Annotated in this window: 11 protein-coding genes; 4 read left to right on the top strand and 7 right to left on the bottom strand. The window is 45.8% G+C overall.

Annotated elements, in window-relative coordinates:
• Nucleotides 1–68: 68 nt before the first annotated feature.
• A complete protein-coding gene (locus tag AC6R16_RS10075; protein WP_500674295.1) occupies nucleotides 69–1,337 on the bottom strand; it encodes an O-acetylhomoserine aminocarboxypropyltransferase/cysteine synthase family protein in 1,269 nt (422 codons plus the stop codon).
• Between the two features lie 232 nt (nucleotides 1,338–1,569).
• On the opposite strand from AC6R16_RS10075, the gene AC6R16_RS10070 reads away from it, so the two are divergent.
• Both AC6R16_RS10070 and AC6R16_RS10065 read left to right on the top strand, forming a co-directional pair.
• Nucleotides 1,570–2,295, top strand: coding sequence for a DUF3581 domain-containing protein (locus AC6R16_RS10070; RefSeq protein WP_004744418.1), 726 nt, complete (start codon nucleotides 1,570–1,572; stop codon nucleotides 2,293–2,295).
• 148 nt (nucleotides 2,296–2,443) lie between these two features.
• Nucleotides 2,444–2,983 (top strand): hypothetical protein, encoded by a 540-nt coding sequence (locus AC6R16_RS10065; RefSeq protein WP_500674294.1) that lies wholly within the window; start codon nucleotides 2,444–2,446, stop codon nucleotides 2,981–2,983.
• Nucleotides 2,984–2,988: 5 nt separating this feature from the next.
• Here the strand turns inward: AC6R16_RS10065 and AC6R16_RS10060 are convergent, their stop codons facing one another.
• On the bottom strand, nucleotides 2,989–3,966 hold the full coding sequence (locus AC6R16_RS10060; RefSeq protein ID WP_004744420.1) for an ion channel: 978 nt from the start codon (nucleotides 3,964–3,966) through the stop codon (nucleotides 2,989–2,991).
• A 144-nt stretch (nucleotides 3,967–4,110) separates the two neighbouring features.
• Nucleotides 4,111–4,995 (bottom strand): LysR substrate-binding domain-containing protein, encoded by an 885-nt coding sequence (locus tag AC6R16_RS10055; protein ID WP_425666461.1) that lies wholly within the window; start codon nucleotides 4,993–4,995, stop codon nucleotides 4,111–4,113.
• Nucleotides 4,996–5,099: 104 nt separating this feature from the next.
• Between AC6R16_RS10055 and AC6R16_RS10050 the strand changes: the two genes are divergently transcribed.
• Together AC6R16_RS10050 and AC6R16_RS10045 are read left to right on the top strand one after the other, a co-directional pair.
• Nucleotides 5,100–6,350: a D-amino acid dehydrogenase gene (locus AC6R16_RS10050; protein WP_500674293.1), complete on the top strand. Its 1,251-nt coding sequence runs from the start codon at nucleotides 5,100–5,102 to the stop codon at nucleotides 6,348–6,350.
• Between the two features lie 314 nt (nucleotides 6,351–6,664).
• Nucleotides 6,665–8,203 carry an alanine/glycine:cation symporter family protein gene (locus tag AC6R16_RS10045; RefSeq protein ID WP_004744423.1) on the top strand — a complete coding sequence of 513 codons (1,539 nt, stop codon included), beginning with the start codon at nucleotides 6,665–6,667 and terminating at the stop codon, nucleotides 8,201–8,203.
• Nucleotides 8,204–8,362: 159 nt separating this feature from the next.
• Here AC6R16_RS10045 and AC6R16_RS10040 read toward each other — a convergent pair whose 3' ends face one another.
• From AC6R16_RS10040 to guaB, 4 genes are all read right to left on the bottom strand, one after another.
• Entirely contained in the window at nucleotides 8,363–8,959 is a 597-nt protein-coding gene (locus tag AC6R16_RS10040; RefSeq protein ID WP_004744424.1) for an acetate uptake transporter, read from the bottom strand.
• A gap of 240 nt (nucleotides 8,960–9,199) precedes the next feature.
• Nucleotides 9,200–10,882 carry a glycoside hydrolase family 19 protein gene (locus AC6R16_RS10035; protein ID WP_500674292.1) on the bottom strand — a complete coding sequence of 561 codons (1,683 nt, stop codon included), beginning with the start codon at nucleotides 10,880–10,882 and terminating at the stop codon, nucleotides 9,200–9,202.
• Nucleotides 10,883–11,173: 291 nt separating this feature from the next.
• Nucleotides 11,174–12,727: a glutamine-hydrolyzing GMP synthase gene (guaA, locus tag AC6R16_RS10030; protein WP_272786485.1), complete on the bottom strand. Its 1,554-nt coding sequence runs from the start codon at nucleotides 12,725–12,727 to the stop codon at nucleotides 11,174–11,176.
• 210 nt (nucleotides 12,728–12,937) lie between these two features.
• Nucleotides 12,938–14,401: an IMP dehydrogenase gene (gene guaB / locus AC6R16_RS10025; RefSeq protein ID WP_239850989.1), complete on the bottom strand. Its 1,464-nt coding sequence runs from the start codon at nucleotides 14,399–14,401 to the stop codon at nucleotides 12,938–12,940.
• Between the last annotated feature and the right edge of the window lie 263 nt (nucleotides 14,402–14,664).

The following is a 14,664-nucleotide window of genomic DNA, read 5'->3' as shown; positions in this document are numbered from 1 at the left end:
ATCGCGGAGCGTAGCGTTCTATAGGACGCAGTCCGTTCTCGTTTCTCGCAGGGCGAAGCCCGTTCTCTCTAGGCCCTAAGCGCCTGCTCCAAATCAGCAAGAATATCGTCGATATGCTCAATACCGACAGATAGGCGGATCATCTCTGGTGAGACGCCAGCTTGTTTCTGCTCGGCTTCACTTAACTGACGATGCGTGGTTGAGGCCGGGTGGCAAGCGAGCGACTTAGCATCGCCAATGTTGACCAAACGCTTAAAGATCTGCAGTGCATCATAGAAACGCACACCGGCATCGTAACCGTCTTTAAGACCAAAAGATAAAATCGCTGAAGGTTTACCTTTCATGTATTTTTCTGCAAGTGGGAAAAACTCTGAACTAGGCAGACCTGCGTAGCTCACCCAGCTCACTTTCTCGTGCTGCTGTAAGTACTCGGCCACTTTCATTGCGTTCTCAGTGTGGCGCTCCATGCGCAGAGATAATGTTTCTAGCCCTTGCATTAGCATAAAGGCATTCATCGGTGACAAGGCAGCCCCTGTATTACGCAATGGCACGGTGCGCGCACGACCAATAAAGGCCGCTTCACCAAAGGCTTCTGAGTAAACAACACCATGATATGAAGGCTCCGGCTGATTAAATACAGGGAAGCGATCTTTGTGCTGAGCCCATGGGAATTTACCAGAGTCGATAATGATTCCACCAAGTGTCGTACCATGACCACCAACATACTTAGTCAGTGAGTGTACGACAATATCAGCACCAAACTCGATTGGCTTACAAAGCGCTGGTGTAGCAACGGTGTTATCGACGATAACAGGCACACCCTGAGCATGAGCAAGCTCTGCTACTCGCTCTAAATCAATGATGTTACCTGCTGGGTTACCGATACTTTCACAATACACAGCCTTGGTGTTTTCATCGATCAGCTCGGCAAGGCTCTCTGGCTTATCATCTTTGGCAAACTTAACATTGATGCCCTGACTTGGCAGCATATGCGCGAACAGCGTATAAGTGCCTCCGTAAAGCTGAGGTGTCGAAACAATATTGTCACCTGCTTGAGCCAAAGTCAGGATTGCGTAGTTGATTGCCGCGCTACCCGCACTCACAACAAGACCAGCGATCCCGCCTTCTAAAGCTGCCATGCGTTTTTCCAACACATCATTGGTTGGGTTCATTATGCGCGTATAAATATTGCCCGGGACTTCTAGGTTAAATAGATCGGCGCCATGCTGAGCATTATCAAACTCATAAGCGACCGTTTGATAGATAGGTGTGGCAACAGATTTTGTTGTTGGGTCAGTTTCGTAACCAAAATGGATTGAGAGCGTTTCGTCTTTCATTTGCCTTCCTTGCGTGAGTAACGTGAATTATGTGTATTGTCATATCAGCAATCATCACTAACTTGTTCATTAATTACGCAAATATGTGGATTCATTCACATTCATAGGCACATTATTTTCAATGTCACTTTCGCGACAAAGGTTAAGCTTTGGTCAATATCATCTGGATAGACCATTTAATTGCATAGCTTCATGTATACTGCGCGGCAGTTATAGCCACATGAATAAAAGTATGTTTCTGACACCGTATTTTTCACAAGATAACAATCAGTTCCAGTTCACTCGCCAACAAGCAAGCCACTTTGCTAAGAAGGTCGCGGGTGACTTTAACCCTATCCATGATGAAGACAACAAACGCTTCTGCGTACCTGGCGATCTGCTATTTGCGGTATTGCTAAGCAAAGAAGGCATTAGCCAAAAAATGCGCTTTGACTTCTCTGGCATGGTTAACGATGGAATTTCGCTATCAATTGAGAACAAGTGTGAGAAAGAAAGCGCGTTGGTCGATGAGAACGCGAAAGAATACCTACATATGTCGCGCGAAGGTGAAGTTAGCCGTGATGCTGCATTTATCGAACATGTTGTTACTAGCTATGTTCAGTTCTCTGGTATGAACTTCCCTCACATCATGGTGCCGCTCATGGAAGAAGCGCAAATGATGATTAACTGCCAACGTCCACTCGTGATTTACGAAAGCATGGAAGTAGAGTTTGATCGTCTTGATCTGACTCACCCTGAAGTTGAGTTTGCGGGCGCGACCTTTGACGTTGAAGGCAAGCGTGGTGTTGTCACACTAAACTTCAGCTTTAAAGAAGATGGCGAAGTGGTTGGCAAAGGCATTAAGCGCATGGTGGCAAGCGGCTTGAAACCTTATGACCAAGATGCGGTTGACGATCTTGTCGAGCGTTTTAACGCGCGCAAAGAGTGCTTCTTAGCCGAGTTTGCAAACGCCGCTTAATCAGCAAAAATTTCTGCATAAAGGGTTACCCTCGGGTAACCCTTTTTGTTTTCCGCGACACTAAGTTCAAACAATTCAGATGACTCACTAGCCTCGCTCTCCTATCTTAGTTAGCCTCTGCTTTTCTCTTATTTACCAATAAACTAAGATGACGTTACACGCCCAATATTTCGCTTCCATACTCGATTTTGTCCAATCTGAAAACTCAGACATCTGCGCGCAGCTTTCACACTCGACTTCAGACTGGCAGACAAAAATTGACCTACTTAAACAGCAATTTAATCAACTGCCTTATTTAGCGGGCGATATTGTTTTGGGTTTGTCGCAAGCAGATTCTAATGTGGGTATCGAGGTTGTTATTCTTTATCGCGGTTTGGTGTTTCCAGTCGCCATTGACCTTGTTAACCAAGACTATACTGAAGAGTTAAAAGCTAATATCCACCAGCAAGCGAGGCGACTAAAAGAGTGCCATCTTGAAAGCAAGTCGAAGTTTATAGTCCCAGTGCAGATAGCGACAAACGCTACTCCTCTAGGCGGCGCGATTACCGTCTCTGAAGATTTAGTTGCTGACACCATGTGCGACACAGGCGAGCACCTTGCCGCTTTAATTGAGCACTTTTCTAACCAGTACAAAGACGACCAAATAATCCTCTCTGACTGGCTAGATAGTGACTACAAAGCAAAGTAGTTGGTTTAACGAGTCATCTTCTTAACAAACACCACCACAAACAACGCCATGGTAAAGCTGCCTAAGAAGGCTTCACAGGCAGCGATAAACCTCGCGACCCCGACGGGCGATATATCTCCATAGCCTAAAGTGGTAAAGGTCACGACGCTGAAATAGAGCGAATTGAAAAACTCTAAAGCGTAAAACTTCCACCCCGTGACCCCTTCATAAATAGGATGTGCTCCGGTCGTGTCTAACAAGAAATAAGCCAACGCACAAACCAGTATCAAGAAGATAGAAAAGCCGACGACTCGCACAGGATCTTCACCATATCCACAAAAGACGTCCACCAACTTGGAAATCATTCTTTTCAAACTGAACAATGGCATTTGATAGCGCCGATATCGCATTTCGCGCTTAAAGAAGTCACCAGCCATTTCAAATAGCCCCTGCTTCTCACACTGCTTGCGAATGTTACGGCACACCTCTTCGGCTTCCTGACACAGCATGACAGACTTCTTTCGGTCCCTCTGCTTTAACGCTTTCTTCGCTTCAAGTTCTTGCTTTAAACAACCACCCCATTCGATGTTTTCTAACTTGGCTCGAGAAAGCTCTGCCCCAAGTAAGTTGCAATTGTCTAACTTGGCACAATGTAAATTCGCGCCAATAAGCTTGGCTTTCATCAAAGATGAACCACGTAAATCTAAGCCAAAAAAGTGAGCATCGGTTAAGTTTGCTCGATAAAAATCAACATCTCGACATAGATAACCTTCTTTACAGCCTCGGTTTACTAAATCTATGTCTTCGAGGTTTGTTTTTGCCAACTGAAATCCGTCTAAAGGTTTACCCGCTGCGGCCCATTCTTCAACCTGGTCTTTTATATCATCTTTGCTTTTATCGACTTTTGGGTCATGCCAGTAACACAAGCCTGACTCCCCACACGGTTGATCGCAGCACCAGCCATCAGGATTTTGATAGCTGCATTTGCCTTGGTGAGATTCCATATGCGCTGCCCCTAACATTATCTATCTCGGCAGAAGCCAACATAGACACATTACTAAGTGTAGTGGGTGCATATGGTCGCGCCATTGTTATTTACAATTTAATTAATAACACTTAGGCTTAATGACTGACTTTACGTAAGAAATTTAGTTGACCTGCTCTCTCAACCATTGTTTGAACAATCGAGTGTAGGGATCATCGATATGAGTAAGAACAAAATAGCCCGCATTGGCTTCGATGGCAGCAAAAGGCGCAACCAACTTCCCCTGTTCAATCTCATCACCTAATAGCGCAACCCTTGCTAGCGCTATCCCTACTCCGGCCTCTGCTGCAGACATCGCCATGTCGGTACGATTAAAAAAATGGCCGCGATTGGTTTCAAAATCTAGCTGCTGCTGAGACGCCCAATAGAGCCATTCATAATCTTTCGGCGCACCATGCCAAGGCATCACATCATGTAATAGTGTCACTTGTTGCCACTCGGTGTTTCCCTCCGTTAGCTGCGGATGTGAGCGCAAGTAGTCACGGCTCATGACCGGGATCAGCGACTCCTCCATCAACAGCTCGGCATCTGAGTGCTTGTAAGGGAGCGGCCCGTAATCAATCGCAATATCGAAGTTGCGCTTGTCACTGTCGACTAGCGCCCCTTCTGCAAAGGTATGAATTTGAATGTCTGGATACTGTTTGTGGAAGTTTTCTAGTCTTGGCACCAGCCATTTAAAAGCAAAAGAAGGTGTTAGTTTGAGGCGGATCTGCTTACGCTCTGAAACCTGTGTCAGCTGAAAGACATTTTCTTCAATCGAAGCCAGATGATGGCTAGTCGCATCAACCAATTTCGCGCCCTGCTCTGTTAAACGGATTCCACGAGCATGACGTTCAAATACACTAAACCCTAACCGTTGTTCGATTTGCTGTAGTTGTTGGCTGACAGCTCCGAGCGTCAGGTTCAGCTCTTTAGCAGCGCTTGTTAGGCTCTGATGGCGAGCAACAATGCAGATTAAGTTCACCCCGTGCAGCAAGGTCGATTTCATATTAAGCCTTTAGAAAAACTAAAACCTAATGTCAATTCTTATCGATTGTTAAGCAGATGTAAATTCTTCATCCTTAGCAAAATTTCAAACTGTGAGTAGCGTTCGTGAAGGTTATTGTTTTAGGGAGTGGGGTCATCGGATTAACCAGTGCTTGGTACTTAAATCAAGCTGGATTCGATGTCACTGTGATAGACAGACAAGCTAAAGCGGGAGAAGAAACCAGCTTTGCCAATGCAGGCCAAATCTCATATGGTTACTCTTCACCTTGGGCAGCGCCCGGCATTCCTACCAAAGCCATTAAGTGGCTGTTTGAACAACATGCCCCGCTGAAAATTAAGCCCTCTCTTAGCCCTGATTTGCTCCATTGGGCGAGCCAAATGCTCGGCAATTGCCAGTTGGATAAGTACCGTGTCAACAAATCTCGCATGCTTACCATCGCCAATCGTAGCCGCGAGTGTTTAGCCGCATTAAACCAACAGTTTGAGCTCGATTACCAAGGACGTACTCAAGGCACGCTGCAAATATTCCGCACTTCTACCCAGCTTAAAGCCGTAGAAAAAGATATGGCGCTGCTCGAAGAGAGTGGCACCCAATTCAAATTACTCGATGCCAAGCAATGCCTCAATCAAGAACCTGGGCTGGCTAATATGCAAGGTGAATTGGTTGGCGGGCTTTACCTGCCCGATGACGAAACCGGAGATTGCTATCTGTTTTGCCAACAGCTGCATAAGATGGCAGAGCAAGCCGGAGTTGAGTTTATGTTTAACACCGATGTTGAGGCTCTGCTGACGGAAAGCACTAAGGTGGTGGGTGTTAAAACCTCTCTAGGGACGTTAAGTGCCGATCACTTTGTGGTCGCATTAGGCAGTTACTCGAAAGCTCTACTTAACCCGATCGGTATCGATATTCCGGTTTATCCGGTTAAGGGCTACTCATTGACCCTGCCAGTCACTAACGAGCAGCAAGCCCCTTCATCCACCATTATGGATGAAACCTATAAAGTAGCACTCACCCGCTTTGACCAAAGGATCCGTGTCGCAGGTACTGCAGAGTTGGCAGGGTTTGATCCTGCCTTACCCGATAAGCGCCTCGCAACACTGAACCACGTTGTCAGTAACTTGTTCCCACAAGGCGTTGATTTCTCGCGGGCTGAGTACTGGACAGGGTTTCGCCCCATGACACCGGACGGAACGCCAATCATAGGCCAAACAAAGTTCAGTAATTTGTTCACCAACACAGGGCATGGAACATTGGGCTGGACGATGGCATGTGGTTCAGCCGATATCTTAGCGGAGTTGATAGCATCAAACGGTCAGAAGCCTCTTTCAGAGCTCAGTATGGAGAGGTATGCCTAAAGGCTAAGCTAGACCACACTTTTCACATCAACACAATTAACTCATTTACGTTCTATTAACAAAATATATAGCAACGTATCTGGGTTATTTGTCGTACGTATAAACCACCACCAAACCTCCCCATTCGACCATATAGCGTTCCAATTGAAGCCCAGTAAGTAATCAATCGCTACTATTTAACAATTTTTTAGCACTTTGTGTTTTGGGTCACGCTAATTAACACTAACAAATAAATAAATTAACAATTACATTACAGAAAGGGTAATATCCTGTTCAGAAAACAACCACTACAAAACAAAACAGGGAAAATACTTATGCAGTCATTAGTTGATTTTCTGAATGGAATTATCTGGAGCCCGGTATTGATTTACCTTTGCCTTGGCGCTGGTTTGTTCTATTCGATCATGACTCGATTTGTTCAAGTTCGTCACTTTAGTGAAATGTGGCGTTTACTTCTTTCAGGGAAAAGTTCTACTAAGGGTATCTCATCATTCCAAGCACTAGCGGTTTCGCTATCTGGTCGTGTGGGTACAGGTAACATTGCAGGTGTTGCGGCGGCTATCGGTTTTGGTGGTCCTGGCGCAGTATTCTGGATGTGGGTTGTTGCCTTCTTTGGCGCAGCGACTGCATATGCAGAGTCAACACTAGCACAGATCTACAAGGAAGAAGACGAAGGTCAATTCCGTGGTGGTCCGGCTTACTACATTGAAAAAGCAATGGGGCAAACTTGGTACGCATGGATCTTCGCAATCGCGACTATCTTTGCTTGTGGTTTCCTACTACCTGGCGTTCAGTCAAACAGTATCGGTAATGCGGTTGAAGCAGCATTCGGTTCTGGTGAAATGATTGAAACAGCTATCGGTACATTCAGCTTTGCGAAGATCTTCACGGGTACACTGATTTCAGTCATCCTAGCGTTTATCATCTTCGGTGGCGTTAAACGTATCGCTAACTTCACGCAGATTGTTGTTCCTTTCATGGCGCTTGCGTACATCGTGACGGCGTTCATCATCATCCTTCTCAACATCGGCGAAGTACCACGCGTATTCTCTATGATCATTGGCGATGCATTCACACCTATGGCGGGTGTTGGTGCTGCTATCGGTTGGGGTGTTAAACGTGGTGTTTACTCAAACGAAGCGGGCCAAGGTACTGGTCCTCACGCAGCGGCAGCAGCGAGCGTTGACCACCCTGCGCAACAAGGTCTAGTACAGTCGTTCTCTATCTACATCGATACACTGCTAGTATGTTCTGCAACTGCATTTATGATCATCATCACTGGTGCATACAACGTTCATGGCGCTGAAGGCTTCCTAGTACAGAACGTTGCTGCTGATATTGCTGCAAACGGCCCTGTATTCACTCAGATGGCGATTGAAAGTGCACTACCAGGCATTGGTAAGCCATTCATCGCAATCGCACTGTTCTTCTTCGCGTTTACTACGATTCTTGCTTACTACTACATCGCAGAAACTAACGTGGCTTACATCCGTCGCCACATCAAAGTTAATGGCCTGATGTTCCTACTAAAAGTGGCACTAATCGCAGTCGTGTTCTACGGTACAGTTAAGACAGCAAACCTTGCATGGGCAATGGGTGACGTGGGTGTAGGTCTAATGGCGTGGCTAAACATCGTTGGTATCCTAATCATCTTCTTCATGTCTAAGCCTGCTTTGAAAGCTCTGAATGATTATGAAGAGCAACAAAAACAAGGTGTTACAGAGTACACGTTCAACCCAGTAAAACTAGGCATCAAAGGTGCTGACTACTGGGAAGACAAGTACCGCCGTAAGACAGGCAAAGAGCCTTCGGCTGAAACTGAGTCTAAACCGGTTGAACAACCTTCAACCTAATAGCGACACGCTATAAAAAATAAGAAAATGCAGTGGTAAAAAAAGGGGTTAGCCAATGGCTAACCCCTTTCATCTTATTGTTCCCAAAAATTTACTAAGTTAGATAACTTAGGTTTAGTCAATGTTGCTTCAGGCACACCGTCAACCAAATTCTTTTAATTATGCAGCTACCTGTTCTAGCGGCATTTCTTGGACTGGCTTCTTCTCACCAATTGGCAAAATAGTACGACCGTATTCGTTGTTTAGTACTTGTGCCATAGCGAAGTAAATCGCACTCGCGCCACAGAAGATACCTTCAAAGCCAGCAATAGTGCCGATAAGCTGACTTCCAGTGAAATCACGCGCTGCCAGTAAGAAGAACAGGATTGTTAGTGAGCCAAATACCACTTGCTTTGCTACTGGGTAGCATAGTGAGCCAATAAACATAAAGCCTGTGAAAATACCCCATAGTGCTAGGTACCAACCCATAAAGCTTGCTGGGCTTGCTGGTAGCCCCATGTAAGGCATAACAAGAATTCCAACCAGTGTTAGCCAGAACAGGCCGTAAGAAGTAAACGCCGTAGTACCAAAAGTATCACCACGTTTGAAACACATCATGCCGACAAAAACTTGGCTCAGACCACCATAGAAAATACCCATTGCTAGGATCATTGAATCAATAGGGAAAAAACCTGCATTGTGGATGTTTAGCAGGATGGTTGTCATACCGAAACCCATTAGGCCCAGTGGAGCCGGGTTTGCCAGTTTTGTTGACATTTTGCGCACCTTTAAAAAAAGTTAATAAAATTTACGCGCAAATTTTAGTGGCGTTCAATAAAAAAGATAGTGTTCGGAATCGCAATCTAAGGTTGCGCAAATCATTAAATGAGAACTTTGACCGTATTTGAGCCGATAAGGGATATAAAACACGTGAAATCCGTACAACATCGAACAATAAAAAATAGGCCCTGAAATAATTTCAGGGCCTATTCAATCAATTTATCTTGTTTTAATGGCTTACTGGCAAGAAATTTCGTCCCAGAACCAGTTTGCTTGGGTTGGTGTATCCCACGTTCCTGGACCATTTTTAGCAATAAAGCACTTACCGTTGTAGGTCACTTTATCGCCATTCGCGACCTGAGAAACACCCGGTTGCCACTGAATAAAAGTATTTGGATCCGGTGTTGGTTGTGGGTCCGGAGTTGGCGTCGGCTGCGGATCAGGCGTTGGGGTTGGGTCTGGAGTAGGCTCAGGCGTAGGCTCTGGTGTACCAGCCACTAGTTCCCAAGGACCACCTAAGCTTGGATCATCACCTTGCGTCCACCACTTCGCTTTGTAAGTGACTCCTTTATATGTCACTTGATCGCCTGTGTTATATACCTTAGTCGCGCTCCAGCCTGTTCCATTGTCTGGATTTGGATCGACGGGGTCTAACTTATCGACAACTCGGACTTCAGGCCAGCTAGCGTGTGAGCCGTAGAGGTTGGTTACACACTTCTCGTAGTCACCCGGAACCAGTGCTGAATAAGCAGTCTGGAAGCCCACCAGTTCACACTCAAACGAGTAACCACCCGGTCTGTCTGCATAGTATTTCCAGTTACCATCCCAGTTGGTGTAAAGCACATCCGTTGCACCATTAAGATTCAGGCTGCCGTAAGGCGTTTGCTGCCAGCAGGTGTTCTTTTCATCGGCCTCAATAGGAATCTGATAGTGTGCCGACAAACCTTCCCAATAGCGTATACGGTTAACTGGCTGACCTTTGTCTCTGTTTTGCTCACCACACTCAATGCCACCGTTAATAATGTTGATAGTGGTACCAAAACCGTAACCAATACCAGCGTCAATTTCGCGCTGAGAAGGCGTCCATGTTTTGTCGATGACATGCAGCATGGCTGGCTTAGGTGCTTGTGGTGTCAAAAAGAACCAAATCGCAGAAGCTAGGTTTAACCAAGAGTCGGCAACTAACCCTGGATTGTTGAGCAACACTGACGCGTCACCATCAAACATGACTTCAGAGAACGCACCATAGTTGAAGTGATAAGAAAGCTGTTTAGCCCCACGACCAAAATAGCCCTGCCCTGCAGCACATGGCCATTTTTTGTTTTGCCAGTCGTTTTGTCCACACCCGGTTGTGTAGCCTTCCTGACCTTCAGACCAGCCCATTTCACGCACATGTACTAGGGCTTGTTGCCACTCTTCCAACGCTAACGGGTTATCAGAGGTATTATCTTTAGCGATGTGGCCACCTGTTTCTTGCGCAAAGTGCGCAAAAGCGGTCACGATCGAACGTTTACAGATGGCATCAGAATCACGCCCATCGGTGTACTCGGCACACAATGCCGGGAACTTACCAATCGCACGTAAGAAGCGCGTATAGGTGTATTCCGGTGCTGCCATGTGGGTCAGAAAATCCCATTCCGCTCTTGGGAAGACACGTTCGGCCCTTTTGACGTTATCTGGGTTGGTGGCTAACCCAGAATCAATCGCTTCAACAACCGAGTTGGGTGCAGTGCGCAGCGCTTGAGACCAGATTTGATACATAGGGTTCGCCGTCTTTTGATTCTCTGCTGCTTGGATATCAGCACGTGAAACGACATAACCAGTAGGATTTTGAGGATCGGGTTGGATATTCATCGTAGCCCAAGAGGTAGGTGCCGCAGATAGCATAGCTATTGTGGCGAGGTAGCTTGTTTTCTTCATCAGACAAGTCCTTATGTGAATTTCTGATGAAAAGACTAGAAAACTCGAGCACTAACTTCACGGCTAGTGTGATGTGGCAAGGTCAACTTGCGAGTGACTCTTAAGTTGCAACGGAATTTGAAACTATAGGTTTAGTAAAAAGTGTCTAGTGGGTTCAAAAACCGAAAATACTAAAACTGCCCACCTAAATAGTGTGATCATTCGGTAAAACAACAAAAGCCATACTTTAAATCTTCCAAAATAAAAAAAGCCAGTCTGATGACTGGCTTAGCTTATCTATTCAAACAGGGGTTATTCCCATTCGATTGTCGCTGGTGGCTTACCTGAGATGTCGTAAACCACGCGAGAAATACCGTCAACTTCGTTGATGATGCGGTTAGATACCTTACCTAGGAAGTCGTATGGCAAGTGTGCCCAATGCGCAGTCATGAAATCGATGGTTTCTACTGCACGTAGAGAAACAACCCAGTCATACTTACGACCATCGCCCATTACACCTACAGAACGTACAGGTAGGAATACCGTGAACGCTTGAGATACTTTGTTGTATAGGTCAGCAGCGTGCAGCTCTTCAATGAAGATAGCGTCAGCACGGCGTAGCAAATCACAGTACTCTTTCTTGATTTCACCAAGAACACGAACACCTAGACCAGGACCTGGGAATGGGTGGCGGTAAAGCATGTTGTAAGGCAGACCAAGCTCTAGACCAATCTTACGAACTTCATCTTTGAACAGCTCACGTAGTGGCTCTACAAGGCCCATTTCCATATCATCTGGAAGACCGCCCACATTATGGTGTGATTTGATGACGTGCGCTTTACCCGTCTTAGATGCTGCAGATTCGATTACGTCTGGGTAAATCGTACCTTGAGCAAGCCATTTCGCGTTTTTCAGCTTCTTCGACTCTTCATCGAATACGTCTACGAATACGTGACCGATTGTCTTACGCTTCTCTTCTGGATCAGACTTACCCTCAAGAGCCGCAAGGAAGCGATCTTCTGCGTCAACCTTGATAATGTTTAGACCGAACTTGTCGCCAAACATATCCATTACTTGTTGACCTTCGTTTAGGCGAAGTAGACCGTTATCAACAAATACACATGTTAGTTTATCGCCAATTGCACGATGAACAAGCATCGCAACAACTGATGAGTCAACACCACCAGAAAGACCTAGGATAACTTCGTCATCACCCACTTGCTCTTTAATACGTGCTACCGCATCTTCGATGATAGATTCTGAAGTCCATAGACGCTCACAGCCACATACGCCAAGAACAAAGTTCTCTAGCATTTGTAAACCATTTTTAGTGTGCGTTACTTCTGGGTGGAACTGAACGCCGAAGTATTTTTTCTCTTCGTTCGCCATCGCAGCGTAAGGACAGGTGTCTGTCTCACCGACTTTCACAAAGCCTTCAGGGATCTCGACAACTTTATCGCCGTGGCTCATCCATACATCTTGAGAAGCTTCAAGATCTTTAAAGATTGATGATTCGCCAGAAACTTGTACTGCAGCGTAACCGAATTCACGCTCATCAGAAGTTGAAACTTTACCACCTAGCTGCTCTGCCATTGTCTGCATGCCGTAACATACACCAAGCACAGGAACACCTGAGTCAAATACATATTGAGGAGCGCGAGGAGAGTTGTCCTCGGTAACACTTTCAGGGCCACCAGATAGGATGATGCCATCTGGGTTGAATTCACGAATATCCGCTTCTTCTACATCCCAGCTCCAAAGTTCACAGTAAACGCCGATTTCACGTACGCGGCGCGCGACAAGTTGAGTGTACTGAGAACCGAAGTCCAAGATCAGAATACGTTGGTCATGGATATTTTTAGTCATTTTGAGCAGTCTTATAAGCTAGGTTATTAAAACGGAGGCGAGTTTACTCGCCTCTTATTAATGCTTCAAGGAAAAAGCAAACGTTTCCGTTAAAAATATAGGTTTTATTTTTACGACGATATTTCGTTTGAGAGCCAAGAGAAAGCGCGCAGTTTATAAGTATAAATGAGCACTTTCGATGCAGCTATCGAACGAAATAGCCAGTAAAAATTAACCTAGACGGTAGTTTGGTGCTTCCTTCGTGATCTGAACGTCGTGTACATGAGACTCTTTCATGCCAGCGCCTGAAATACGTACAAATTCAGCTTTAGTACGCATATCTTCAACCGTTGCACTGCCTGTAAGACCCATGCTTGAACGTAGACCACCCATCTGTTGGTGAACGATCTCTTTTAGGCGGCCTTTGTATGCGATACGGCCTTCGATACCTTCTGGTACTAGCTTGTCTGCTGCGTTATCTGACTGGAAGTAACGGTCAGAAGAGCCTTGAGACATAGCGCCTAGTGAACCCATACCACGGTAAGCTTTGTATGAACGACCGTTGTATAGAATCACTTCACCCGGAGCTTCTTCAGTACCCGCAAACATTGAACCAACCATCACACAAGATGCGCCAGCAACGATTGCTTTACAGATATCACCTGAGAAACGAATACCGCCGTCAGCAATAACAGGAATGCCGTACTCGCCAGCAACTTCTGCTGCGTCTGCAATAGCAGTAACTTGAGGTACACCAACACCAGTAACGATACGAGTTGTACAGATAGAACCAGGGCCAATACCCACTTTCACTGCGCTTACGCCAGCTTCGATCAGAGCCTTCGCACCTGCACCTGTTGCTACGTTACCGCCAATGATGTCTAGATCTGGGTATGCTGCGCGAGTTTCGCGAATACGGTTTAGAACACCTTCAGAGTGACCGTGTGAAGAGTCGATAAGTAGAACGTCAACGCCTGCTTCAACTAGAGCTTTTACGCGCTCTTCGTTACCCGCGCCCGCACCAACGGCTGCACCTACACGTAGGCGACCTTGCTCGTCTTTACATGCGTTTGGTTTACGCTCTGCTTTATGGAAGTCTTTTGCGGTGATCATACCGGTTAGTTGGAACTCATCATTCACAACCAGTACTTTCTCTACGCGCGCTTCGTGCATTTTCTCTTGAACTTCTTCGCGAGTCGCACCTTCTTTAACAGCAGCTAGACGCTCTTTAGGCGTCATCACAACTTCTACTTTCTTAGAAAGATCCGTTACGAAACGAACGTCACGACCAGTGATGATACCAACAAGTTCATTGTTTTCAGTAACTACAGGGAAACCTGCAAAACCATGCTTTTCAGTAAGAGCAACCACATCAGCAATTGATGCATCAGGGCTAACTGTCACAGGGTGAGAAACCACACCTGCTTCGTAAATCTTAACCTGATGAACCATTTCTGCTTGCTGCTCAATCGACATGTTCTTGTGGATAAAGCCAATGCCACCCTCTTGCGCTAGTGCAATTGCTAGGCGCGCTTCAGTAACGGTGTCCATAGACGCCGAAATCATTGGGATGTTTAGGGTGATGTTCTTAGTTAGCTGAGTGCGAAGATCAGCTGTGTTTGGGAGAACAGTGGAGTGTGCTGGCACAAGTAGTACGTCATCGAATGTCAGCGCTTCTTTGGCAATTCTTAGCATTTGCAATATCTCACAATTAGAGGAGTAAAAAGAACAATCCAATCTCATCGTTTCGCATAATGAGGGCAGTAAGCGGAGATGCTTGGCTGCATTTGGATTAGATATTGCGGACGGATTATACGGCTAACGCAATCGCTTGACCACAAATTTTTTAATTTTTTTCTTGCATTTACCCCCTTGCTATGTATTATATTGCCGCTAATTTCCATACCCACGTCCACGGGATTAGCTGTGTCTTCTCTGACCAATCAAAACATCTTCAC

Source organism: Vibrio sp. R10-SG3-ISO10 (assembly GCF_059834185.1).
This window is presented reverse-complemented; position numbering and strand designations above follow the sequence as displayed.

Bases quoted from the DNA above. Each gene is read 5' to 3' on its own strand.
- AC6R16_RS10075 (WP_500674295.1), bottom strand. From the start codon at position 1,337: ATGAAAGACGAAACGCTCTCAATCCATTTTGGTTACGAAACTGACCCA.
- AC6R16_RS10070 (WP_004744418.1), top strand. From the start codon at position 1,570: ATGTTTCTGACACCGTATTTTTCACAAGATAACAATCAGTTCCAGTTC.
- AC6R16_RS10065 (WP_500674294.1), top strand. From the start codon at position 2,444: ATGACGTTACACGCCCAATATTTCGCTTCCATACTCGATTTTGTCCAA.
- AC6R16_RS10060 (WP_004744420.1), bottom strand. From the start codon at position 3,966: ATGGAATCTCACCAAGGCAAATGCAGCTATCAAAATCCTGATGGCTGG.
- AC6R16_RS10055 (WP_425666461.1), bottom strand. From the start codon at position 4,995: ATGAAATCGACCTTGCTGCACGGGGTGAACTTAATCTGCATTGTTGCT.
- AC6R16_RS10045 (WP_004744423.1), top strand. From the start codon at position 6,665: ATGCAGTCATTAGTTGATTTTCTGAATGGAATTATCTGGAGCCCGGTA.
- AC6R16_RS10040 (WP_004744424.1), bottom strand. From the start codon at position 8,959: ATGTCAACAAAACTGGCAAACCCGGCTCCACTGGGCCTAATGGGTTTC.
- AC6R16_RS10035 (WP_500674292.1), bottom strand. From the start codon at position 10,882: ATGAAGAAAACAAGCTACCTCGCCACAATAGCTATGCTATCTGCGGCA.
- guaA (WP_272786485.1), bottom strand. From the start codon at position 12,727: ATGACTAAAAATATCCATGACCAACGTATTCTGATCTTGGACTTCGGT.
- guaB (WP_239850989.1), bottom strand. From the start codon at position 14,401: ATGCTAAGAATTGCCAAAGAAGCGCTGACATTCGATGACGTACTACTT.